This window comes from Kribbella sp. NPDC051718, from assembly GCF_040681515.1.
Lineage (GTDB): Bacteria > Actinomycetota > Actinomycetes > Propionibacteriales > Kribbellaceae > Kribbella.
In genome coordinates this window covers 360,212-383,187 of record NZ_JBFAYZ010000002.1, presented here as the reverse complement: position 1 = coordinate 383,187, position 22,976 = coordinate 360,212, and the positions used below count along the sequence as shown (strand labels likewise).

Here is a 22,976-nt window from a genome sequence, read left to right as displayed (position 1 = left end):
AGGCCCCATGCGGATCGTCACGATGAACGCGTTCTTGCCCGGCTACCACAACATCGCCGGGTGGGCCGAGGAGAACGGCCACGAGATCGTGCTGGTGGTGACGCCTCCCGCCGGCGCCGGCGACCGGTACGACGCGGCTGCGCCGCCGTTCGTGCTCGGATTGCCGCGGACCGCCGACGTCCTGATCACCAGCAAGCTCCGCACCGTGGCCGCGCCGGCGATCGCGGCGCTGGAGCCCGATCTGGTCATCTCGGCCGCGTTCCCACGGCTCATCCCAGCCGAGATCCTGAAGATCCCGACGTACGGCGCGGTGAACCTGCACCCGTCGCCGCTACCGGCCGGGCGAGGGCCGAACCCGGTCCGGCTGGTCTTCGAAGGCGCGACCACGGTGGGCGCGACGCTGCACCGGACCGAGGCGGAGTTCGACACCGGCGCGATCCTGAGTCAGCGTGAGCGGCCGCTGCCCGAGAATCTCACCGGCGCGGCGATCTTCCAGGCCTGGCGCGAGATGCTGCGCGAAGTACTGGAAGAGGGAGCGGCGCGGGCGTTCGCGGGTGAGCCGGGAGCGCCGCAGGATCCGGCGCTGGCTTCGGAGGCGCCGATGTTCACGCCGGAGGAGCTGGTGCTCAAGCTGAGCGATCCGGGTGCGGCGCTGGTCCGGAAGTCGGCCGCGCTGAACGTGCTCGAGGCCAGGAGCAAGGTGATCGTGGCGGGGACGAAGCAGTCCGTCCGGCGGATCGAGCTCGTCTCGGCCGGTGAAGAGTCGTCGCAGGCCGGCGAGATCATCACCTACCACACGGATGGCTGGACGGTCCGCTCCGCCGACGGCGTCGTGAGGCTGTACACGACATGATCGTGTCGGAGATCCGCCCGGACGAGTACGGCCGGGCGACCGAGGTGTGGGAGGCGTCCATCCGGGCAACACACAACTTCGTCGCCGACTCGGACATCGACATCTTCCGCCCGCTGGTCCGCCAAGGCTTCGCCCAGATCGAGCACCTGGCCGGCCTACGCGACGACGACGGCCTGCTGGTCGGGTTCGCCGGCGTCGAGAACGAGAAACTGGAGATGCTCTTCCTCCACCCAACCGCCCGCGGCCAAGGCGGCGGCAAGCTACTACTCCGTCATGCCCTGACCGCCTTCGGCGCCCGGACGCTGGACGTCAACGAGCAGAATCCACAGGCGATCGGCTTCTACCTGCACAACGGCTCGAGGTGACCGGCCGCTCGGACCTCGACGGCATGGGCAAGCCCTACCCACTCCTGCACCTGACCTACACGGCAGGCTGAGCGCCCGGGAATATCTGGGCATGGCGACTGGTTCGAGATTATAGTAAGGATTAGTGACGATCAAAATCAGTGATCAATCAGAGGGATGACGATGAACACGATCGAACTGACCCGCTTCAAGGCCGCCCGCGAAGCAGAGGTGCTGGCCGCGCGGCCCGAGATGCTGGCCGACTTCGCGACCGACCGGACCGGCTTCGTCCGGGCCCAGCTGGTCAAGCTCCCCAACGACGAATGGCTCGACATCGTCGAGTGGGAGACGCCCGAGGACTTCGCCGCTTCCCGGGAGAAGGGCGGCAATCTCCCCGGCATCGCCCGCTTCTTCGCGGCGATCGACGCTCTGGTCAGCGCCGAGGAAGGTGTGGCGGAGTAATGCGGGCGGCCTGGTACGACGAACAGGGCCCGGCCGCGAAGGTTCTCCAGGTCGGGGAGTTGCCCGATCCGGAGCCCGGGCCGGGTGAGGTCCGGGTCAGCATCGCCGTGTCGGCGGTACACGTCGGTGACCTCGGCAAGCGCCAGGGCTGGTGGGGTTCGACGATGACCTACCCGCGGGTGATCCCGCATGGCGACGGTGCCGGCATCATCGGCCGCGTCGGCGCCGGGGTGGACGCTGCCCGCGTCGGTGAGCGGGTGTGGGTCTATCTGGCGCAGTCGTACCGGCCGTTCGGCACTGCGGCCGAGTTCGTCGTGGTCCCCGCTGAGCACGCCGTCGCCATCCCCGCCGAGCTCTCCTTCGACGACGTCGCAGGCCTCGGCATTCCAGGAATCACCGGGCATCGGGCGGTCTTCGCGGCTGGTCCGGTCGAGGGCCGGACGATTGTGGTGACCGGCGCTTTGGGTGCTGTCGGGCGAGCTGCGCTGGCGGTCGCCAAGCGAGGAGGAGCCAAGACGATCGCCGTCGTACGCCGGAGTGCCGACCTCCCGGCTGCGCGCGAACTCGGCGCCGACCACACGCTCGCGGCCGACCACACGCTCGACGCCGACAGTGGACTCGTTGCTCAGGTCAACGAGTTGGTTGGCCCGGACGGTGTGGACCTCGTCGCGGAGGTTGCCTTCGACACCGGTCTGAGTGTTGATGTCGAGCTGTTGCGCTACGGCGGCACCATCACGACCTATGCGACCCGCGAGACCCAGCCGACGGTGCCGTACTGGGAGTTGGCCTTCAAGAACCTGACCTTGCGCTTCCTCAGCAACGACGACTTCCCCGAGGAAGCGAACCGTACGGCGGCGGCTGACCTCACCGCCGCCGTGCAGTCCGGTGACCTGCGTTATCCGATCGCCGCCCGGCTCCCGCTAGACCAGATCGCCACCGCCCACGACCTGGCCGAGACCACCCCAGCCGGCCACCGAGTGCTCATCACCCCGTGAGTGCGGGATCGACCGGCCGGGTGCGACTCACCCCAACCGCGAGCGGTCGGCCCCTCCGACTCACCCGTGAGCGGGTCAGCCGGCTAGTGCGACTGTTTGGGTGGCGCGGTTCAGGACTACGCCGAGGGCGCCTGCGTCCTGGGGGCGGCCGCTGACTGTGAGTTCTTCCTGGGTGCCGGCGCCGTGGTCCATCGGGTCGGCGTACCGGGTGGCTACCCAGCGGGTGCCGCGGGTGGCGTCACGGTAGGTGTAGGTCACCGTGATGAAGTAGATCCGCGACTTGGTCACCGTGTTGGGCAGGCTGCTGGACTTCACCGACAGGATCTTCAGCCCGGCGGTACCGCGGAGCGCCTTCTGCTTGGCCTTGGCCATCGCCGCGGTGCTGCTCGCGTTCGGCAGGTAGCCGTCGATGCGCACCATCCAGAGGTTCGACTTGTCGAACCGCGCCTGGTAGCGATCCACCTTGGTCCACGTCCACCCCTTCGGAACCTCCGCGCCCACCTGGCAGGCCCGGCCGTCCAGCCCGGCGTCGGCACCGCAGGCCCAGGTGTGCGTGACGTACTCGAGCTGGCTGGAGTGCAGCGGCCCAGGCGTGCTTGCGGTGGCACTGGTTGCCGCGTCGCTCGGCAGCGCTCCGAACAGCACCCCACCGGCTGCCCCGAGCGCCCCGATCCCGGCAACGAGCTTCTTGTTCATCATTGCGTTCCCCCGTTCAGATGCAGGGCCCCCGTGGACCTGCACCCCTTCTGACGACGCACCAGGGGCAGAGGTTCTCCTCCCCCGCGAACCTCTGCCCCTTGGTGCAACTGCCGATCAGCCGGCCAGGTACGCCGACGTGGTCGCGCGCGCCAGCACGGTGGTCAGCCCCGCCTTGTCCGCGACGGTGCCGCCGACGGTGATCTCGAGTCCGGCGGAGCTGCCCCGGCCGTACGCGTCCTGGTAACGGGTCGCGACCCAGCGGGTGTGCTTGGCCGAGTCGGTGTAGGTGTAGACGATCGTGGAGTACACGATCCCGCCCGAACGGGCAGTGGCCACGCCCTGCACCTTGAGGTTCTTGGTGCCCTTGAGCGACTTCTGCTTCTGCGCGACGGCCTGCTTGGTGGTCAGGTCGTACGGACCCTCGGCGATCCGCAGGAAGTAGGATCCGGACTTGGGGGTGAACTTCGCGTCGCTGTGGTTCAGCGACGTCACCTTCCAGCCCTTCGGCACGATCGCGCCGACGTGGCAGTTCTTGCCGCCGAACCAGTTCCCGCTCATGCAGTACCAGCGGGCGTTGACGAAGCTCAGGCTGGACGGCTTCAGGCCGGTGGCGTTGCTGGCGGCAACAGTGTGCGTGGTGGCCGCGTTGCTCGGCAGCGCGCCGAGCAGCACCGCTCCGGCGGCGCCGACGGCCGCAATCCCTGCAGTAGCAGCGGAAACGGCCAGCTTGATCTTCTTGTTCATGGTCCCCAAACCCCTTTGTGTCTGTGTCGGCAGCACCCCCTCGGTCCTGCACCCACTGAGACGGCGCTATTGCCCGAAAGGTTGGCCGGGTGGAGGATTTTCTTTCGGCGAGCGATGGAGGCGCGTGATGGACCAGATCGCGGAGCGGTACCGCCGCCGGGCGGACGCGTTCGAGCAGAAGGTCGCGGGCGTGCGGCCGGAGCAGTGGGAGAACCAGTCGCCGTGCGAGAAATGGTCGGCACGCGACGTCGTCGAGCACGTCGTGGTGATGCACGGCGTCATGCTGAGGCCCGCTGGGCGGGTACTCGAGACCTCGGTGCAGGATGATCCGCTGGCCGCGTTTCGGGCGGCGCGGACGGCAGTGGAGGCGGTACTGGACGATCCGGAGTTGGCCGCCCAGGACTGCGAGACGCCGGCCGGGCGGATGACGGCAGCGGACCAGATCGATCGGGTGGTGAGCGACGACCTGGTCCTGCACGGGTGGGATCTGGCCCGCGCGACCGGGCAGGACGAGACGATGGACCCGGTCGACGTGGAGCGGTTGTGGGCGAGCAACTCCGCGATTCCGCCCGAGGTGATCGAGCAGTACCGGACTCCGGGCGCCTTCGGACCCGGTATCGAGGTCTTCGGCCCAGAGGTCTCCGTACCCGAGAGTGCGCCCCTGCAGGACAGGCTGCTCGGCTACATCGGCCGGCAGCCCTAGAGCAGCGGGCGCGCTGGAGCGTAGTAGCTGCTGGGGCTCGATGCGCTGGGCAAGCTGTCCAGGGCGGAGGCCAAGGCGTCTGGCGAAGGGATGAGGACTGAGTCACCTCGAGCGATGGTTGGGTCCAGGTACTCGTGGCCGGGCAGGTTGGCGACCGCGGTCCGGCAGCCGAGCACCATGCCCTCGAAGAGAGCAGTGGTGGACACGCCCACCTGATAGGTCGCGGCGGCCAGTACGGACAGCGTGTTGCCCGCAGACAGCCGGACGCCCTCAGGAAGGACATAGTCCGTACTGCGCTCGCTCGGGTGCAGGTGGAAGGCCACGTCGAGGTCCGGCCGGGCTGCGGCCAGCGCCGCCGCATAGGAGAGCAGCGCCGGGCCAGTCGTGCCCTGCGAGAGGAAGACGACCAGGCGCGGGTCCTTGGCCGCCAACTCACCCGGCGACAGTGGGGAGATGAAGGAGGCGCCGGCTACCTCGGCCTTCATCCCCGCGGGCAGCTCGGCCACGTCGGTCCAGTAGGAGCCGAAGCACCACAGCTCGTCGGGCTGGTCGGCCACGTCGGGACGGCCGGGATAGCTGTAGCCGAGGTGGTACGGGCTGATGGCGCCGTGCTGCAGTTCCACGACCCGGATGCCGAGGTCGCGAGCGGCCCCGACGATGTGCTGGTGGAAGTACGCGACCACGACGTACACGGTCTTGATCCGGCGGCGCTTGAGCAGCGTGCGATAGATCGCCCGCAGCCGAGCGTGTTTCGGCACCTCGCGAGCGACCAGAGCGGCGACCGGCACCTTGACGCCCGTCTCGCTCTCCAGCGCGGCCGCGATCTCAGCGCAGCGGGCATGCACGAGCCGACTGCGAACAGCGCCCGCCGCCGAGGTGAAGAAGTCGAGGTTGACGCTCCCCGGCAGCGGCGTCCCGTTGATGCCCGAGTCCAGCACCAGCGCCGAGCTGCCCAGCGTTGAGCGCAACGAGTCGGTGTAGATCTCGATGCCGCCGGGTTTGCGCGGATGAGGGACCACTAGAGCGTCGTACGAGCCGCGGGCCAGGAACGGGTTGCGGGTGACGGTGCCGGCGACGTGCTTGCCGACGAGGCGGACCTGGTCGGCGCGGGTCCGGCGTACGGGGTGGGGGTCGCCGTGCAGGCCGCTGCGTCGGGTCAGCTCATGGAAGATGCGCATCCGGATGATCGGCCACGGCCGAACGCCGTCGATCTGCCAGCTCAGCAGATCCAGCTCCCGCTCCGCCTTCCAGATCGCCTGGCAGACCGTCGTCACCGTCAGGATGGTGCCGCTCCCGGTACTCGTCATGGTTGATCCCTACTATCCCCGCGAGGCTCCCGATGCCCGAGAAGAACCGGCGGACAGCCTTCAGCAGGTAGGCCTTCCGGAAGAGCACCAGACCGCCGAGGCCGAACCCCAGGGCCGACACGATCCGGGCCAAAGAATAGGCCAGTACCAGGACGTAGCCGCGCACGCCCGGCCGGATCAGCAGCCGGCTGATCGTGTCGCCGCTGCCGGAGCGGAAGGCGCGGCGGACCAGCCAGGACAGGGTCGTCCGGGACGGTGGCACGTGTTCGTGGATCTGGGCTTCCTCGCACCAGACGATCCGGTAGCCGGCCCGGTGCACGCGGAGGAAGAAGTGCAGGTCGCTGGAGCCGGTGTAGCGGAAGGCAGGATGGAAGCTGGGCGTCACCGAGTGGTAGACGTGCTGGGCGACCAGGGTGTTGTTCGTGTACGCCTTGTTCCGCGGATCGCCGGTCTCGTGCCGGCCGGTGGAGTCGTGGACGTCGCTGTGTCGGTTCCAGGCGGGGGCGCCGGGCGGCAGGATGCCCCGGACCGGCCCGGTGACCACGTCGGCGCCGGTCGAGCGCCAGGCACGGAGCAGGGTGCTCAGCCAACCGGGCGGCGCGACCTCGTCGTCGTCGACGAAGATCAGCGCGTCGTCGTCCCAGGCGAGCAGTACCGACTTCTCCCGGGCGAACGGGATTCCGGGCTCCGGTTCCATCGCTGCCTCGAGCGGGTAGCGGGAGTCCTTGGCCGCGCGCTCGATCACCTCGGTCGCGCTGCCCTCGTCGTCGTTGTCGACGACGATGATCCGGACGGTGTAGTCCTCCTCCTCCGGAAGCTCCTGGGCGAGCAGGCTGTCGAGCAGCGCTTCCAGCAGGGCGGGTCGCCGAAAGGTGATGACGGCGATCGCGACCCTGGTGCCCATGCCGCCAGACAATATCTGTACATGGGCACCACACGTGAGGTCGGCTGTGTCGTGAAACTTGCTGGTAACAGCGCCTGTACCTACGCGTGGGTACAGTGGCGGCGTGGAGACAGTGGAACGGTTGATCCGCAGTACCCAGGAATTGCTCTGGGAACGGGGCTATGTCGGTACCAGCCCGAAGGCGATCCAGCTCGCCGCCGAGGCAGGTCAGGGCAGCATGTACCACCACTTCAGCGGCAAGGCGGAGCTCGCCAAAGCGGCCATCGAGCGGTCCGGCGCAGAACTGCGCGCCGCCGCAGATGAGCAGTTCTCCGGGGCCGCCACGGGTCCAGGGAGTGGCACGGCGACCGCCGGGACGGCGACTGCGCGGATTGCTGGGTATTTGCAACGGGACCGTGAGGTCCTCAAGGGCTGCAGGATGGGCCGCCTGACCGCGGACCCGGACGTGATCGCCGACCCGGTACTGCGTGCGCCGGTCGCCGAGACCTTCACCTGGCTCCGCGCCCGGCTGGCCGAGATAGTTGCTGAGGGCAAGGAATCGGGTGAGTATCCGCCCGGCCTGGATCCGGACCGGACCGCCGCCACGATCGCGGCGGTGTTGCAGGGCGGGTACGTGTTGGCCCGGGCGGACGGGTCGGACGAGCCGTTCGAACTGGCTGTTCAGGGCTTGGTTGATTTGCTCGAAGGAGTTGCTTCGTGAGAATCGGTGCCATCTTTCCGCAGCTGGAGATCGGCGCCGATCCGGGCGTCGTCCGGGACTGGACCGAGACCGTCGAGACGGCCGGCTACACGCATGCGCTCGCCTACGACCACGTGCTCGGGGCCGACCCGGCCAATCGACCGGGCTGGACGGGGTACACGGACAAGTCGCTGTTCCACGAGGTCTTCGTGCTCTTCGGGTACATGGCGGCCATCACGACGACGCTGGAGCTCGTCACCGGCGTACTGGTCCTGCCGCAACGGCAGACCGCGCTGGCCGCGAAGCAGGCGGCCGAGGTCGACGTGCTGAGTGGCGGGCGGCTGCGGCTGGGCGTGGGCATCGGGTGGAACGCGGTCGAGTACGAGGCGCTCGGAGTGCCCTTCGAGCAGCGTGGCGCCCGGTTGACCGAGCAGGTCGAGTTGCTGCGCAAGCTCTGGGCCGAGCCGGTCATCTCGGCTGAGGGCCGGCACGAGAAGGTGGTCGAGGCAGGGCTCAACCCGCTGCCGCCGCGCCGGCGGATCCCGGTCTGGTTCGGCGGTGGGGCGGACGCCGTACTACGCCGTACCGGCCGGATCGGTGACGGTTGGATGCCGCAGAGCCCGCCGACCGCCGAGGCGCGCCGACAGGTCGAGCTGGTCAGGTCAGCCGCGGTCGAGGCGGGCCGCGATCCAGCGGAGATCGGGTTCGAGGCGAGACTGTCGCTGGGGCAGGTACCGGAGAAGGAGTGGCCCGATTTCGTCGAGGGATGGCGGGAGCTGGGGGCGACGCATCTCGGGGTGAATACGATGAACATGGGTCTCGGGAAACCCGAGGAGCATGCCGCCGTACTACGAGACGTCCTGCCGCTGTTGCGGGGCTGATGGGAGATCCGCTGTGTCTGTGGACGTCACCGGGCCGATGGGTGAGCGGTACGACGAGATCTTGAGCGAGCGGGCGCTGGAGCTGATCGGGCTCCTGCACCGGGAGCTGAACCCGCGCCGGCTGGAGTTGCTGGAGCGGCGGCAGGCACGGCAGGAGGAGATCGCGGCCGGTGGATCGCTCGGGTTCCTGGACGAGACGAAGGCTGTCCGCGAGGACCCCTCATGGCGGGTGGCCGACGCGGCTCCCGGGCTGGTGGACCGGCGGGTGGAGATCACCGGGCCGACCGACCGGAAGATGACGATCAACGCGCTGAACTCGGGTGCGAAGGTCTGGCTGGCCGACCAGGAGGACGCGAACACCCCGACCTGGGAGAACGTGGTCGGCGGGCAGCTCAACCTGCTCGACGCGGTGACGCGGAAGATCGACTTCACGTCCGAGGCGGGCAAGTCCTATGCGCTGAAGCCCGACGAGGAGCTGGCGACGATCGTGGTCCGGCCACGCGGCTGGCATCTGCCGGAGAAGCATCTCCTGGTCGACGGCGAGCGGACCTCTGGGTCTTTGGTCGACTTCGCGCTCTACCTCGTGGCCTGTGGACAACTGCAGCTCGACCGCGGCGCCGGGCCGTACTACTACCTGCCGAAGATGGAGTCGCACCTCGAGGCACGGCTGTGGAACGACGCGTTCGTCCTGGCCCAGGACTTCCTCGGGCTGCCGCGCGGCACGATCCGGGCGACCGTCCTGATCGAGACGTACCCGGCGGCCTTCGAGATGGAGGAGATCCTGTACGAGCTGCGCGAGCACTCGGCCGGGCTGAACGCGGGGCGCTGGGACTTCATGTTCTCGGTGATCAAGACGTACCGGACCCGGGGCGCGGACTTCCAGCTGCCGGACCGCAACTCGGTGACGATGACGGTGCCGTTCATGCGGGCGTACACGGAGTTGCTCGTCAGTACCTGCCACAAGCGCGGCGCGCACGCGATCGGCGGGATGGCGGCGTTCATCCCGAGCAAGGACCCGGCGGTCAACGAGCAGGCGTTCGCGAAGGTCGAGGCGGACAAGACGCGGGAGGCCGGCGACGGCTTCGACGGGTCGTGGGTCGCGCACCCGGGCATGGTCGAGACGTGCAAGGCGGTTTTCAGTTCGGTGCTTGGTGACCGGCCGAACCAGCTCGACGTACTGCGCTCAGACGTGCACGTCACGGCCGAACAACTCCTCGATGTAGCGGCAACGCCGGGCGAGGTGACCGAGGCCGGCCTGCGAAACAACATCAGCGTGGCGATCCAGTACCTCGCCGCCTGGCTCGAAGGCACCGGCGCGGTCGGCATCTTCAACCTGATGGAGGACGCCGCCACCGCCGAGATCTCCCGCTCCCAGATCTGGCAGTGGCGCAAGAACGACGTCGTCCTCGACACCGGCGCGACCGTCACCACCGACCTCGTCACCCAACTAGCCGACGAAGAAATCGCCAAACTGGACGACCCCTCGCGCTATGCCACTGCCCGCGAGACCTTCCTCGCCGTCGCCCTGGACGACGAGTACATCGACTTCCTGACGCTGCCCGCCTACGAGCGCTTCAAGTAGTCCTCGACGTTCACGGTCGGAATGCCGCCACCCGCGCGGGCGATCACAGCGACGGACACCTCGTCGGTGGGATTGCTCTCGCGGTGGATGGTGAACGCCGGCACGTAGATGAAGTCCCCGGCCTCCGCGTCCAGATAGCCCTCCCCGCCGTCGAACTCCAGCCGGAGGATCCCCGATACGACGTACAGGCTGGTCTCGTTGCGGTCGTGGTGATGCCAGCCGGAGACGGCGCCGGGCTGGGTCTCGACCCGGCCGGCCCACAAGATCGGCAGTTCGAACGCCTTCTTGCGGAGCATCCCGCTCGTCGGGTCGCTGGCCACCAGCTCGACTTCCCGGATCACACGCACTGGCTCGCTCATGGGATCAGTCTGACCAGGTGTAGGTGCCGGCCGGTACTACGAGGGCCGGTACGGGCGTGTGGCGGAGGATCTTGGTGGCAGTCGAGCCGAGGAAGACTCGGGCCAGCTGGCCGAGCCGGCTGGATCCCAGGACCAGGACGTCGTCGGGGGACCAGGAGATGGCAGTGAGGGCGCCGGCCCAGCCTCGGCCGCGCGCTACTACCGTCTCGACGTCGGTGACGCCGTGGTTCTTGCAGAACTCGAGGGCGTCCTCGTGGAGTTCGACTGCTTGCTCGGCCCATTGGGCGGCGACCATGTCCTCCGCGTCGAGGCCGACCTCGGGCGGGTACATCGTGTTGGCACGTGGGACGAAGGTGGCGACCCGGAGATGGCCGTCGTAGCGCTTGACCAGGGCGCAGGCCGCGGCGAGCGCTTCGCGGGAACGGTCGGTACCGGCGTACGCGCAGGTCAAGGAGCCGAAGGTGGCAAGGGGGTCGCCGCCGTAGCCCTGGGGAGCGAGCAGGATCGGTACCGGCGACGAGTGCAGCAGTCGCGAGCTGACGCTGCCGACGAGGAGCGAGCCTTCGGTCGCCGCTCGTGCGGAGCCGAGGACGAGCAGGTCGGCGCCGGACTCCTCGGCTACGCGGACCAGCCCGTCGGCGACGGAGTTCGAGGCGACCCGGCGGAACTCCAGCCCGTCCGGGTAGCCGGGTGACAACGCCTCGACCGCGTTGCGGTGCGCCTGGTCGGCGACGGAGTCGAGCCACTGGCGGTATTCGAGGTCGACCCGTTCCGTGCCGGGGTCGGAACCGGGCGGTAGGACGGCGACGACTAGCAGTTCGGCTCCCGTAGTACGGCGTACTGTCGCGGCGAGCTCCAGGGCCTCGGGGGTGTCGTCGCCGCCGCGGTAGGCGACTACGGCCTTCACAGTTCACCTGCCTCGGTGTCGTGGAGGACGGAATGCTTGTGGCTGTAGAGGAAGTAGACGGCCAGCGCCAGGATCAGCCACAACCCGACCGAGATCCAGGTGACGGCGGCGATCGTGCTCGCGGCGTACGCGCAGGAGATGATCGACAGGATCGGGATCACCGGGCCGAACGGCACCCGGAAGCCGCGTTTCAGGTCGGGCCGGGTCCGACGCAGGACGATCACGGTTGCCGAGACGACCATGAACGCGGCCAGTGTGCCGATGCTGACCAGGTCGAACAGCTTGTCGATCGGTACCACCGCCGCCAGTATCGCGATGAAGGTGCTGGTGACGAGCACGTTCTTGTTCGGCGAGAGGGTGTTGCTGTTCACCTCCTTGAACAGCGGCGGCAGCATCCCGTCGCGACCCATCGCGAACAGGATCCGGGTCTGGCCGTAGACCGTGATCAGGGTGACCGAGAAGATCGAGATCACCGCGCCCGCGGCGATGATGATGCCGGGCAACGCGACGCCGGTGACGTCGTTGAGGATTGCTTCCAGGCCGGCGTCCTGACCCTCGAACTTCGCGCTCGGCTGAGCGCTGACGGCGGCGAACGCGACCAGCAGGTAGAAGACCGTGACGATCGCGACCGCGCCGAAGACCGCCCGCGGGATGGTCCGGCCGGGGTTCTTGACCTCCTCGCCCGCGGTGGAGACGGCGTCGATGCCGAGGAAGGTGAAGAAGATCGCGGGGATGGCGGCGGAGATCCCGTTGATCCCCTCGGGCGCGAACGGTTTCAGGTTGCCGGACTTGAATCCGGTCAGCGCGAGGACGACGAACAGCGCCAGCACCGCCAGCTTGATGACGACCATGATCGCGTTGGCCCGGGCCGACTCCTTCGCGCCGCGCAACAGCAACAGGCAGCACAGGCCGACCAGGACGACGGCGGGCAGGTTGATGATGCCGGGACCTTCGGCCAGCAGCCCCGAGCTCAGCGATTCGGGGATCCGGAAGCCGAAAACGTCGTCCAGCAAGGCGTTGAAGTACTCCGCCCAGCCGACCGAGGTGGCGGCGCCGGCCACGCCGTACTCGAGGATCAGGCACCAGCCGACGATGTACGCGGGCAGCTCACCCAGCGAGGCGAACGAGTACGAGTACGCCGAACCCGAGACCGGGATCGTCGAGGCGACCTCGGCGTAGCAGAGCGCGGTCATCGCCGCGATGCCACCGACCAGCAGGAAGGTGATCATCACGGCCGGACCGGCCTTGGGCACCGTCACCGCGAGCACGAAGAAGATCCCGGTACCGATGGTGGCGCCGACGCCGAACATCATCAGCTGGAACGTCGTCATCGATCGCTCGAGATGCTCCGACCCGTGCTCACCCCGGCTCGCGGCGAGCATGTCGTCGATGCTCTTCTTGCGCAGCAGCGGGTGTGACGGTGACGGCGGACGAGTGGCTCTGCTCATGGTGGCCTCCGACCGGATCGGTCGGGCCAGCGTGACAGGTTAACTGCGTTTCCAGAAGTCCCTGGTCGGTGCCTTCGCGGGGGCGGTGGTGCCGGCGAACTCGTCGAGGGCTTGCAGGGTTTCTGCCCAGAGCGCGTCGAGCCGGGCGTCGTCCACTGGGGTGGTGTCGAGGGACTTCAGGGTGGTGATGAGGGCCTGGAGCTTGGGGAACTGGATGTTGCGGAGTATGGCTTCCAGGCGGGTAGCCAGGTCGGACAGGATGATGCGGCGTTGCGCGGCGGTCGGTGTACCGGCCGAGCGGAGGAGTTGTGCTTCGGCGGCGGCCTGAGCACGGGCCTCGGCGATTGGCTCCGTCGCGGAATGCTCGGTGACGAGGCTTGGTGCTGCGCGTTTCGCGCCGCGGGAGAAGATGCCGGGTCCGTCGCCGAAGCTCCGGGCGCGGCGAGCCGAGAGCGGAGCGCCTCCAGCACCTGCGGGTGCTGCGCCTCCGGGGGCTGCGCCCATTGCGTTCAACGCTTGGGGGGCTGCTGCGGCGAATCCCATGGACGGTGCGGCGGGCATGGCGAGTTGGCGGGAGTCCCAGCCGGCGGGGAGTTCTACGGGCTGGGTGACGCGGTGCTTGGGGCGGCCTTCGGCGACGACGCGGGAGTCGACGGCGACGAGGGCGGTGAAGCGGCAGAGGACGTGGTGCTTCAGGGAGACGGCGACGATCTGGTGTTCCAGTTTTTCGAGGTCGACCGAAGCGCCGCCGAAGGTGTCGCTTGCGGTGACGTACTGGTCTTCGAGGTCGCGCAGGTGTCCACGGGCCCAGACGGCGGCTGCGGCGCCTTCGGTCTGGACTGCTGGGATGGTCACCTGCCACGGCTCGCCTGCGGGGGTCAGGCCGTGGAGGTGAGCTGTCGCGTTCTCGGGGGTGCCGCGGTAGCGACCGCGGAGTACGAGCGGGACGCCGGCGAAGGCGTTCGGCATCCGGGCCGGGCTGATGGTGTCGTCGAGCAGGGTCAGGCCGTCGGCGGTGAGGGTGAGATTGGTGAGCAGCGGCGTACCGATCCTGAGGTGGATGCGGTCGAGCGCTTCGTCGAGGCGGTTCTCGCTCTCGACGAGTTCGCAGCGGCCGCCGCCGAGCCCGGCCAGGCGACCGAGGAAGCCGGCGTTGACGGCCTGGTCGATGCCGACGGTGTGAATCCGTACGCCGGCCAGCGGGGTGGCCAGTCCGGCGAGGAGCTGGTCCTCGTTGCCGACCTGTCCATCCGTCACCAGGACGAGGACGCGGTCGCGGGTGCTGTTGTTTTCGCCGAGGAGCCGGGCGGCTTCTTGGAGCGGGGTGAACATTTCGGTGCCGCCGCGGGCAGTGAGGCCGGCGAGGTGCTCGACCGCGCGGAAGCGGTTGCGGTCGGTGCCTTCGGCCAATGCGTTGTCCGGCAGGCCGGTGGGGCGCTCGATGACAGTGTCGAAGCTCAGTACGGCGAAGCGGTCGGTCGCTGTCAGGGTGTCGACGATCCGGGCTGCTGCTCGTCGGGCCGCGACCATTTTCCAGCCGCTCATGCTGCCGGATCGGTCCAGGACCAGGACGACATCGCGGGGTCGGGTAGCTGTGTCGTTGACCGGCGGCAGGACGGTCAGCTCGAAAGTTCCCTCGTCGGTGAGCTGGTCGGGTTGAGTGGTGAAGGCGGTGGCGGTGGCCTCGGTTTCGCCGTACGCGAGTCTGAGGATGAAGTCACGGTCGACGCGCTCGCCGGGGTTGATGGCGACGGTGGTCTGGCGATCGCCTTGCTCGGTGGCGATCGCGTGCAGGCTGGAGCGGATGCCGTTGAGGGGCAGGCCGGCTGCGTCGATGTCGGCGGTGATGCTCAGCCGCACGGGGTTGGGGAAGCCGGGGAGCAGGATCGGCGGGGTGATACGGGAGGCATCCGGTACTGCGTCCGTGTCGGGGACTACTCCGTCGCCGACGGACTGCCCGCTGATCGGCGTACCGGGGATGTAGCGCGGGGCTACGACGAGCGGGAGCCGGTACGTCGCTTCGCCGTCCTCGTAGGGGAGGGGGCCGACCAGGGTGAGCTCGACCGACACCCGCTCGCCCGGGACGATGTTGCCGACTCGCAGCGTGAAGATGTCCGGCCGCTCTTCCTCGGCAATCGACGCGCGCTGCCCGGCGGCGAGTGCTTGGTCGTAGGTCTCCCGCGCCTGAGCGCGCTCCTGCAACTCGGCCTCGACGGTCCGCCCGTCAGCAGTCATCCGCAATCCGGTCACTGCGGCCCGCGGCGGCAACGGGAAAATGTAGGTCGCCTCCAACGCGACCTCATGCGGATTCTGGAACCCCTGCGTCAACACGGTCCGCGCGACCAGCCCTGTGATGGTGGTGTGCGCGTCGATGCTCTCCAGCGGAAGATTCCCCCGCTCAGTACTCAAACTCCCGAGACCTGCGTCGGGGGCGGTCTCCAGCTCGTCGGGTCGGAGGGTAGGCAGAACAGTCATGACTCGTCTCCTGACGATCGAGAAAGAAGCCCCTGCCGCCGCAACTCAGCCACGAACGGCCCAGCCGCAACAGCAAGCCGCTCGGCATCCACCACAACCCCACCCTGATCCAGCACCACCGTCACCCCACCAGCAATCCGCACAGCACTAACCACCGCAATCCCCGGCGCTATCGCGCCGGAGGTCGCGGAAAGCTCGCGAGCCGAAGCAGCAAGCCGAGGAGCGTCGCCGGGGGCGACGTCGGTGGGGGTGGGCTCGGGTGAGCGGTCGGCCCAGAAGCGGGCTCGCGGCAAGGCGGGCCGGCTTGCTGGCGCAGACGCGTCCGGCTCGGCCGGCGCCGCGCCCGGACCGGGTGCCGTGCCCGGCTCGGCTGCCGCATCGCTTGCCGCGTGCGGCGCCGGGCGTGTTGCTTCCGTCTTCTGTGGAGTGGGTGGGAGTGGGGTGGGGAGGGCTGCGATGGGTTCGAGGGATTGGGTCGTGGCGCCGGCTAGTTCGGATTGGATTTGGGCGATGGTTCGGCCTTGGGACTGGCGGCGTTTGATGGCTACCAGTTGGAGGAGGTGGCGGCGGTTGTAGAGAGCTGTGCGGCCGCGCATTTCGGCCGGGCGGTCGACCAGGCCGGTTGTCGTGTACCAGCGGATCGTCCGCTGGTCGGGGACTGGGCGGACCCGGCCGTTGGCTTGGCCCGGGTAGTCGGCCAGTGCCGCTTCTACCCGTTCCGCCAGCTCACCGAGGGTCCACAGTTCCATGGAGGGATCATGACACTGTTATATGACAGTGTCAACGTTTGGGATAAGCGGCATCCACCTCGACCTCGACGAGCCAGCCGGCGACGGGGAGGTTCTCGATTTCCAGGGCGAAGCGGGACGGGCGGGACTTGTTGATGACGAAGGGCTGGGCAGGGGCGGCGGTGCCGAGGGGGACGGGGACGAACTTGCCGGTGGTGAGGTCGGTGTTGGCGAAGTACTGGCGGTATGCCCGGTTCCAGCCGGCGAAGTCGGCGGCTGGGGCGCCCGCTGGGTTCTGCAGGAAGACGCGCATCGTGTAGACGTCGGAGTACGAGAGACCGACCGCCTTGAGGTTCTCGCCGATCCGGCGCAGAGCGTTGATCCCCTGGGCTTCGGTGATGGTGACACCCACGGGCAAGACGCCACCCGGGAAGATGACAGTGTCGACGTACGACGCCTCACTCCCCGCTGGAGCATCGGTGTTCAATGCAGTCGGCCCCAGCCCGCTCGTCTTATAGATCGGTGTGTCGGCGCCGATCCCCACACCGGTGGCGATCAGCGGATTCGCCTGACCTGCGGGAAGCGCCGGTACGACGGTGCCGGGCCGCGGTGGTTTCGGGTGATCCCACCAGCCGTCGGCGGTCGCAGTACCGGCAGTGAAAGACAACGCAACGACGGCAACTCCAACAACGAGACGCTTTCTCATCGGCTCATCACCTTGCTGTGCAGGGCGGTCACGGTCGCCCGGGCGGAGACCATCGCGCCGTGCTGCCAGGCGATGGTGTGGGTGAGGTGGTCGCCGGCGAAGTAGATGTTGCCGGTCGGGTCGAGCAGCTTCGCGTAGACGCCGTCGGTCTGCGACGGCCAGCCGACCCATGAACCGCGCGAGTACTCCGTCCCCGCCCAGTCCACCGAGAACGACGCCTTCACGTCCTTGCCGTAGCCGTCGCCATGGATTTTGATGCCCTGGGCAATCGCTCGCTCCAGTCGCGCGGCCGGACTGAGTGCCCCGTACGCCGTAGCGTTGGCGCCCGTGTTGTAGTAACCGATCATTGTCCCGCGCTCGCCGTGGAAGCCCGTCGACGGGTACCACATGTTCACCAGATCGAGATTGCTGTTCGTGATCCCGCCGTAGATCCGGTGGTCGAGCTCCCACCAGCGCCGCCCGTACTCGATCCCGATCTTGCCCGCGTTGGTCGGCTTCGCGTACTGCAAGGCGCTGATGATCTCGGCCGGCAGGTTCGACTGCACGGTCGCCGCGATGTGTGGCGGCAGCGCGCAGATCGCATAGTCGGCCTTGATCTCGCGGGGCTTGCCGCCGCTGCTGTAGATCACCGAGACGCCCGTCGACGTGTTGCGCAACCCGAGCACCTTCGCGCCGTACACGAACTTCTCCCGGCCGATCGCCCGCTCGAACGCGTACGGGATCCGGTCCATCCCGCCGACCGGCTGGAACATCATCATCGCCTGGTCCCAGCCGAACTCGAACGAGAAGTAGTTCCCGACCCCGCTGGCCAGCACGTCACTCAGCCCGTACGGCGAAGCGGTCCGCCCACCCTCCAATCCGGCGCCGGGTTCGACCTCGTACCCACGCCTCCCATCGGCCCCCGTGTACCCGAAGCCGGCGGCTTTGTTGCCGATGGCACCGAAACTGCTGAGGAAGCCGATCAGCGCCTCCTTGTCGGTCGGCGTCAGCAGGCTGTCGAGCGCACCCTGGTCGGTCGCCTTGGCCAGCAACTCGGAGACGTACCCGTAGACATCGGCCTTCGCGGTCCGATGCCGGATCGCCTTGTTCGAAAGGGAGGTACTGCCCTCGCGATAGAGGTAGGCGTCCGCGTTCTGGTTCACGAACGGCTCGATCGCGACACCGAGCTCGCGGCAGTAGTCCAGCGTCACGTGATGCTGCGGGATCCGGCCGGGCCCGGCGTTCATGTACTGGCCCTTGGAGAACTTGGCCCGTTGCGTGTTGCCGTGCAGATCCTTCTCCTCGGTGCCGCCGCGGACGGTCCAGTTCCGTCCACCCGGCCGCTGCCGGGCCTCCAGCAGGGTCACCTTGTAGCCGGCCTTGCCGAGTTCGTATGCCGAGGTCAGGCCGGCGATCCCGGCGCCGAGGATGACGATGTGCTTCTTGCCGCGTCCGTTCAGGTCGGTGCGCGTCGGCGCCGCGAAGGCCGGGGTCTCCGCGGCGGTGGTGAGGCCGAGCGCGCCCATCGTCGAGTACAAGACACCGGCACCACCGGTGATGCCGACCTGTTGCAGAAACTGCCGTCGGGTCTGGGGCATGTGTCAACTCCTCACTAGGCGGGTGGGGTTGCCTAGAAAGGTAAGGACAAAGTGTTTCCCGCCCGTATCCGCGCTGTGAGAATTTGGCGCCGATCGCGACAGTAATGTTTCGTATTAACGACCCTGTGGCCGCGGCGGTTCTGCCGTGTTACTTGGCGAGCTGCGCCTGGAGGGTTTTCGCCGCCGATGAGATCTGCGCGTAGACGCCGGGGTAACCGGGTTCGGCGCAGCCCTTGCCCCAGGAGACGGTGCCGAGGAGACGGCCGTTGAGGACGAGTGGGCCGCCGGAGTCGCCTTGACAGGCGTCGCGGCCGCCTTCGGGGTAGCCGGCGCAGATGTTCGTGGCGGCGGAGTAGCCGTTGGCGGTGTACTCCTCGTTGGCCAGGCAGACGACGTCGCCCAGGTCGGGTACGGCCAGCTTCTCGAGGGTGTCGGCGGGGCCGGTGTCCTGCGTGTCGCCCCAGCCGTAGACCGTCGGTACTGCGCCCTTGCGGTCGGCCTTCGGATTCGTCTCCAGCGGCAGGACCGGTACGCCGGTGAGCGGGCGGCTCAGGGTGAGGACGGCGAAGTCGTACCGGTTCTGGTCGTGGTTGTAACCCGGATGGACCCAGATCGACTTGATTCCGGAGGTACGGCCGACGCTGGTGTCCGCCAGGTCGGGACGGCCCTGGATCGCGGTGTAGGTCGACGCGGGCTGGATCATGCAGTGGGCGGCGGTGATGATCTTGTTCGCGCTGACCAGGGCGGCGCCGCAGTACCGGCCGGTCGCCTCGGCGGAGTTGGAGTTCGTCAGGGCGATCGCCCACGGCGCTTCCGTAGTACTGGCGAGTGTGCCGCCCACGATCAGCTCGTGGTCGTGGCCATCCGAAGCAGCCGCGGCGCCGGCCGTGGCGAGCAGCAGGACTCCGGCGATGGCGGCAGCACGCTTCAACATGCGAGCGAACCTACTGCACGTGTTCACTCGAACGCGGTAGGTCATCGGTACGTCGCCCAGCCGACACGCCCCGGACGATGCTTAGGTCTGCGGTGTAGGGGCACAGGTCGGTCAAGAGGTTGCCGGAACTCGAGGTCCCACAACCTCCAGGCCCCGACGTTGAGCAAACCAGCGCCGGGGCCGTCCCCTGCACAACCTCCATGACGCACACTGGGGGAGAGCGCCGAGTTCCCCGGGGGGAAGATCGGCTTCTGGCGAGGAGCTGTCGAATGATCGAAGAGAAGGCACCACACCTGGAGATCGCCGACGCGATGACCGAGGTGGCGGCCGCGATGACCGGGCCGACCGACCTGGACGAGACGTTGCTGGTGATCACCCGCTGCACCGTCGACACCATCCCTGGCATCGTCGAGGCCAGTATCTCGATCACCACCAAGGACGGTCAGATCAAGACGCTGGCGCCGACCGGGCCGCTGGTCACCCGGGCCGACCATCTGCAGTACGAGCTGGGCGAGGGGCCATGCCTGGACGCGGCCATCGAGGATCCGGTGGTCGCCGTCAACGACCTCGCCAACGATCCGCGCTGGCCCGACTTCGGACCGAAGGCGGCGGCGCTCGGGTTCGGCTCGCAGGTCGCGTTCCAGTTCCGGGCCGAGCCGCACGTCCGCGGCGCGCTCAACCTGTATGCGCTGGAGCCGAACGCGATCGACCAGGACTCGGTCCAGCTCGGCAGCATGTTCGCCGGCCAGGTCGCCGTCGCGATGGGCTGGGCCCGGCAGGACCAGACTCTGACCGAGGCGCTCGCCACCCGCAACATGATCGGCCAGGCGGTCGGCATCGTGATGGAGCGCTACAAGCTCGACTCCGAGCGCGCCTTCGCCTTCCTGACCCGCCTGTCCCAGACCCGCAACATCAAACTCAACGCCATCGCCAAGGCCTTGGTCCAGCAGACGAACGAGCTCTCCCAGCAGTAAACCGTGTAGCCCTGCGCTGCATGGGCACGAGAAGGCATGACTGTCTACGGCTTCCATGCCTCGCACGAACAGGTCCCGCCCGCCGACCTGCTGACGGCGGTGATGCGGGCCGAGCAGGCTGGGTTCACCGCGGCGATGTGCTCCGACCACTTCAGCCCCTGGAGCACCCGCCAGGGTGAGTCCGGCTTCGCGTGGTCGTGGCTCGGCGCCGCGCTCCAGGCCACCCAGCTGTCCTTCGGCGTCGTCAACGCGCCAGGTCAGCGCTACCACCCCGCGATCATCGCGCAGGCGATCGGCACGCTCGGGTCGATGTATCCGGGCCGGTTCTGGGCTGCGCTCGGCACCGGCGAGGCGAGCAACGAGCACATCACCGGCGACGGCTGGCCGCGGAAGGCAGTCCGCCAGCAGCGGCTGGAGGAATCCGTCGAGGTGATGCGGAAACTCTTGCAGGGTGAGGAAGTGAGCCACGACGGGCTCGTCACGGTCGACCGGGCCCGGCTCTGGACGCTGCCGGCCGAGCCCCCGGCCTTGCTCGGTGCGGCGGTGTCGACGGCGACGGCTGAGAGATGCGCCAAGTGGGCCGACGGAATGATCACGATTCCCGCGGAAGACGACCAGTTGCGCCGGATGATCTCGGCGTACAGAGACAACGGTGGTCGCGGGAAGATCTGTCTGCAGGTGCACGTGAGCTACCACCCGGACGAGGCCGAGGCGACGCGGATCGCACACGAGCAGTGGCGGACCAACGTGTTCTCGCCACCGTTCTGCTGGGACACCGATACCGCCGAGGCGTTCGACCAGGCGGCTGAGCATGTCCGGCCCGAGGCGATGCACCAGGCTGTGCGGATCTCGTCCGATCCGGGGCAGCACGCGGACTGGCTCAACTCGTACGCCGGGTTGGGGTTCGACGCGATCTATCTGCATCACGTCGGGCAGGAGCAGTCGGAGTTCATCGACGTGTTCGGCGAGAAAGTACTGCCCCAACTGGAGGTGACCCGCCCGTGAGGCTGACCGAGACCGCTGACGTCTGGTGGAAGAACGCCGTCGTCTACTGCCTGGACATCGAGACCTTCTTCGACACCGACGGTGACGGGCGCGGGGACATCCGCGGGCTGTCGCAGCGGATCGACCACCTGGCCGAGCTGGGCGTGACGTGCCTGTGGCTGATGCCGTTCTACCCGACGCCTGACCGCGACGACGGGTACGACATCACCGACTTCTACGGCGTCGACCCGCGACTCGGCACGCACGGAGATCTGGTCGAGCTGATCACGCTGGCCCAGGACCGGGGGATCCGGGTGATCGCCGACCTCGTGGTGAACCACACGTCGGACCAGCACCCGTGGTTCAAGAGCGCCCGGGCGTCGCGCACTTCGCCGTACCGGGACTGGTATGTCTGGCGGGACGAGCCGCCGGCGAACCAGCACGAGGGCATCGTGTTCCCGGACCAGGAGGACAGCCTCTGGGAGTACGACGAGGAGGCCGGGCAGTACTACCTGCACCAGTTCTACAAGCATCAGCCCGATCTCGACATCGCGAATCCCGCGGTGCGCGAGGAGATCCTGAAGATCATCGGGTTCTGGCTGCGGCTGGGGTTGTCCGGATTCCGGGTCGACGCCGTGCCGTTCCTGCTGGACACCGCGGGCGCGACGGACGCCGCGAACCTGGCCGATCCGCACGACTACCTGCGTGACCTGCGAGCTTTCCTGAGCCGGCGCGACGGCCAGGCCATTCTGCTCGGCGAGGTCAACCTGTCGTACAAGGACACCCGGACCTTCTTCGGCGACGAGGACGGCGACGAGCTGAACATGTGCTTCGACTTCATCGGCATGCAGAAGATGTACCTGTCGCTGGCGCGCCAGGACCCTGCCGAGCTGGTCAAGGCGCTGCGTGAGCGGCCGGCGTCGCCGGAGGAGGCGCAGTGGGGGACGTTCGTCCGCAATCATGACGAGCTGACCCTGGACAAGTTGACCAAGGACGAGCGGCAGGAGGTCTTCGACGCCTTCGGGCCGGACGAGGACATGCAGCTCTACGGCCGCGGACTGCGCCGCCGGCTGCCGCCGATGCTCGGCAACGACCAGGCCCGGATCAAGATGGTCTACAGCCTGCTCTTCTCGCTGCCCGGTACGCCGGTGCTGTTCTACGGCGAAGAGATCGGCATGGGTGAGAATCTGGCCGCGGAAGGGCGGAACGCCGTCCGCACGCCGATGCAGTGGACGACCGGCCCGACCGGCGGCTTCTCCACGGCCGACCCCGACGACCTGGCCGGCCCGGTGGTGGAGGGTGACCTGTCGCCCGAGCACGTCAACGTGGCTGCCCAACGCAAGGACCCGGACTCGCTGCTGAGCTGGATCAAGCTGCTCGCTCAGCGCTATCGCGAGTGTCCCGAGCTGTCCTGGGGCGAGTGCACGATCCTCGAACACGATGCGCCGTCGGTGGTCGCCCATCGCTCGGACTACGAGGACGGCACGGTGATCGCCCTGCACAACTTCTCGGCCGAACCCGCCGAGCTCACCCTCGCTGTCGCCGGGGCCGGCGTCGGCGTACGGGTCGCCGACCTCCTCACCGGGGTGATCTCGGAGGTCGAGAACGACGGCACCCTCCGCCACCAAGTAGCGGCCTACGGCTGCTGCTGGCTCCGGGTCCTACGCCCTGGCGACAGGTACCTCGTCTGAGCGTTGTCCAACAGGACAACAAGAGCAGTTTGGGAGGTTC

Annotated in this window: 23 protein-coding genes; 11 read left to right on the top strand and 12 right to left on the bottom strand. The window is 68.2% G+C overall.

Annotated elements, in window-relative coordinates; all coding sequences use genetic code 11:
* Positions 1 to 7: 7 nt before the first annotated feature.
* The 4 genes from AB0M15_RS08425 to AB0M15_RS08410 all read left to right on the top strand — a co-directional run bounded on the left by AB0M15_RS08425 (position 8) and on the right by AB0M15_RS08410 (position 2,654).
* Positions 8 to 853: a formyltransferase family protein gene (locus tag AB0M15_RS08425; RefSeq protein ID WP_363815352.1), complete on the top strand. Its 846-nt coding sequence runs from the start codon at positions 8 to 10 to the stop codon at positions 851 to 853.
* Complete coding sequence (locus AB0M15_RS08420; RefSeq protein ID WP_363815350.1) at positions 850 to 1,218, top strand: GNAT family N-acetyltransferase; 369 nt, start codon at positions 850 to 852, stop codon at positions 1,216 to 1,218. Before AB0M15_RS08425 ends, AB0M15_RS08420 begins: the two co-directional genes overlap by 4 nt.
* A gap of 162 nt (positions 1,219 to 1,380) precedes the next feature.
* Positions 1,381 to 1,659, top strand: coding sequence for a hypothetical protein (locus AB0M15_RS08415; protein WP_363815348.1), 279 nt, complete (start codon positions 1,381 to 1,383; stop codon positions 1,657 to 1,659).
* Positions 1,659 to 2,654: an NADPH:quinone reductase gene (locus tag AB0M15_RS08410; RefSeq protein WP_363815346.1), complete on the top strand. Its 996-nt coding sequence runs from the start codon at positions 1,659 to 1,661 to the stop codon at positions 2,652 to 2,654. Before AB0M15_RS08415 ends, AB0M15_RS08410 begins: the two co-directional genes overlap by 1 nt.
* 75 nt (positions 2,655 to 2,729) lie before the next feature.
* Here the strand turns inward: AB0M15_RS08410 and AB0M15_RS08405 are convergent, their stop codons facing one another.
* Positions 2,730 to 3,350 (bottom strand): hypothetical protein, encoded by a 621-nt coding sequence (locus tag AB0M15_RS08405; RefSeq protein WP_363815344.1) that lies wholly within the window; start codon positions 3,348 to 3,350, stop codon positions 2,730 to 2,732.
* A gap of 117 nt (positions 3,351 to 3,467) precedes the next feature.
* Complete coding sequence (locus AB0M15_RS08400; protein WP_363815342.1) at positions 3,468 to 4,097, bottom strand: hypothetical protein; 630 nt, start codon at positions 4,095 to 4,097, stop codon at positions 3,468 to 3,470.
* A 127-nt stretch (positions 4,098 to 4,224) separates the two neighbouring features.
* Here AB0M15_RS08400 and AB0M15_RS08395 point away from each other — a divergent pair, with 127 nt between their 5' ends.
* The gene (locus AB0M15_RS08395; RefSeq protein WP_363815340.1) at positions 4,225 to 4,800 is read left to right on the top strand and encodes a TIGR03086 family metal-binding protein; all 576 of its coding nucleotides are present in this window, start codon (positions 4,225 to 4,227) and stop codon (positions 4,798 to 4,800) included.
* On the opposite strand, the gene AB0M15_RS08390 is transcribed toward AB0M15_RS08395, so the two are convergent.
* The gene (locus tag AB0M15_RS08390; protein WP_363816573.1) at positions 4,797 to 5,978 is read right to left on the bottom strand and encodes a hypothetical protein; all 1,182 of its coding nucleotides are present in this window, start codon (positions 5,976 to 5,978) and stop codon (positions 4,797 to 4,799) included. The genes AB0M15_RS08395 and AB0M15_RS08390 overlap by 4 nt on opposite strands.
* Positions 5,962 to 7,011 (bottom strand): glycosyltransferase, encoded by a 1,050-nt coding sequence (locus tag AB0M15_RS08385; RefSeq protein WP_363815338.1) that lies wholly within the window; start codon positions 7,009 to 7,011, stop codon positions 5,962 to 5,964. The genes AB0M15_RS08390 and AB0M15_RS08385 overlap by 17 nt, the downstream gene beginning before the upstream one ends.
* A gap of 103 nt (positions 7,012 to 7,114) precedes the next feature.
* On the opposite strand from AB0M15_RS08385, the gene AB0M15_RS08380 reads away from it, so the two are divergent.
* Genes AB0M15_RS08380 through aceB form a run of 3 tightly spaced genes read left to right on the top strand, consistent with a single transcriptional unit; the run spans position 7,115 to position 10,153 of the window.
* Positions 7,115 to 7,711, top strand: coding sequence for a TetR/AcrR family transcriptional regulator (locus AB0M15_RS08380; RefSeq protein WP_363815336.1), 597 nt, complete (start codon positions 7,115 to 7,117; stop codon positions 7,709 to 7,711).
* Positions 7,708 to 8,571, top strand: a complete 864-nt coding sequence (locus AB0M15_RS08375; protein ID WP_363815334.1) for an LLM class F420-dependent oxidoreductase — start codon at positions 7,708 to 7,710, stop codon at positions 8,569 to 8,571. Before AB0M15_RS08380 ends, AB0M15_RS08375 begins: the two co-directional genes overlap by 4 nt.
* 13 nt (positions 8,572 to 8,584) lie before the next feature.
* Positions 8,585 to 10,153 carry a malate synthase A gene (gene aceB / locus AB0M15_RS08370; protein WP_363815332.1) on the top strand — a complete coding sequence of 523 codons (1,569 nt, stop codon included), beginning with the start codon at positions 8,585 to 8,587 and terminating at the stop codon, positions 10,151 to 10,153.
* Here aceB and AB0M15_RS08365 read toward each other — a convergent pair.
* The 8 genes from AB0M15_RS08365 to AB0M15_RS08330 form a co-directional block, all read right to left on the bottom strand.
* A complete protein-coding gene (locus AB0M15_RS08365) occupies positions 10,135 to 10,512 on the bottom strand; it encodes a cupin domain-containing protein (protein WP_363815330.1) in 378 nt (125 codons plus the stop codon). The two genes, aceB and AB0M15_RS08365, sit on opposite strands and share 19 nt — an antisense overlap.
* A 4-nt stretch (positions 10,513 to 10,516) precedes the next feature.
* Positions 10,517 to 11,419: a universal stress protein gene (locus AB0M15_RS08360; RefSeq protein ID WP_363815328.1), complete on the bottom strand. Its 903-nt coding sequence runs from the start codon at positions 11,417 to 11,419 to the stop codon at positions 10,517 to 10,519.
* On the bottom strand, positions 11,416 to 12,867 hold the full coding sequence (locus AB0M15_RS08355) for an amino acid permease (protein ID WP_363815326.1): 1,452 nt from the start codon (positions 12,865 to 12,867) through the stop codon (positions 11,416 to 11,418). Before AB0M15_RS08355 ends, AB0M15_RS08360 begins: the two co-directional genes overlap by 4 nt.
* Before the next feature lie 39 nt (positions 12,868 to 12,906).
* Entirely contained in the window at positions 12,907 to 15,342 is a 2,436-nt protein-coding gene (locus tag AB0M15_RS08350; RefSeq protein WP_363815324.1) for a VIT domain-containing protein, read from the bottom strand.
* Complete coding sequence (locus tag AB0M15_RS08345) at positions 15,339 to 16,091, bottom strand: MerR family transcriptional regulator (protein ID WP_363815322.1); 753 nt, start codon at positions 16,089 to 16,091, stop codon at positions 15,339 to 15,341. Before AB0M15_RS08345 ends, AB0M15_RS08350 begins: the two co-directional genes overlap by 4 nt.
* Positions 16,092 to 16,122: 31 nt before the next feature.
* The gene (locus tag AB0M15_RS08340) at positions 16,123 to 16,776 is read right to left on the bottom strand and encodes a Rid family hydrolase (RefSeq protein ID WP_363815320.1); all 654 of its coding nucleotides are present in this window, start codon (positions 16,774 to 16,776) and stop codon (positions 16,123 to 16,125) included.
* Positions 16,773 to 18,353, bottom strand: coding sequence for an FAD-dependent oxidoreductase (locus AB0M15_RS08335; RefSeq protein ID WP_363815318.1), 1,581 nt, complete (start codon positions 18,351 to 18,353; stop codon positions 16,773 to 16,775). Before AB0M15_RS08335 ends, AB0M15_RS08340 begins: the two co-directional genes overlap by 4 nt.
* A gap of 148 nt (positions 18,354 to 18,501) precedes the next feature.
* Positions 18,502 to 19,287 carry a serine protease gene (locus AB0M15_RS08330; RefSeq protein ID WP_363815316.1) on the bottom strand — a complete coding sequence of 262 codons (786 nt, stop codon included), beginning with the start codon at positions 19,285 to 19,287 and terminating at the stop codon, positions 18,502 to 18,504.
* 269 nt (positions 19,288 to 19,556) lie between these two features.
* On the opposite strand from AB0M15_RS08330, the gene AB0M15_RS08325 reads away from it, so the two are divergent.
* The 3 genes from AB0M15_RS08325 to AB0M15_RS08315 are packed head-to-tail and all read left to right on the top strand — an operon-like array spanning position 19,557 to position 22,936.
* Entirely contained in the window at positions 19,557 to 20,261 is a 705-nt protein-coding gene (locus AB0M15_RS08325; RefSeq protein WP_363815314.1) for a GAF and ANTAR domain-containing protein, read from the top strand.
* A gap of 36 nt (positions 20,262 to 20,297) precedes the next feature.
* On the top strand, positions 20,298 to 21,266 hold the full coding sequence (locus AB0M15_RS08320) for a TIGR03885 family FMN-dependent LLM class oxidoreductase (protein ID WP_363815312.1): 969 nt from the start codon (positions 20,298 to 20,300) through the stop codon (positions 21,264 to 21,266).
* Positions 21,263 to 22,936 carry an alpha-amylase family protein gene (locus tag AB0M15_RS08315; RefSeq protein WP_363815310.1) on the top strand — a complete coding sequence of 558 codons (1,674 nt, stop codon included), beginning with the start codon at positions 21,263 to 21,265 and terminating at the stop codon, positions 22,934 to 22,936. Before AB0M15_RS08320 ends, AB0M15_RS08315 begins: the two co-directional genes overlap by 4 nt.
* The last annotated feature ends 40 nt before the right edge of the window (positions 22,937 to 22,976 follow it).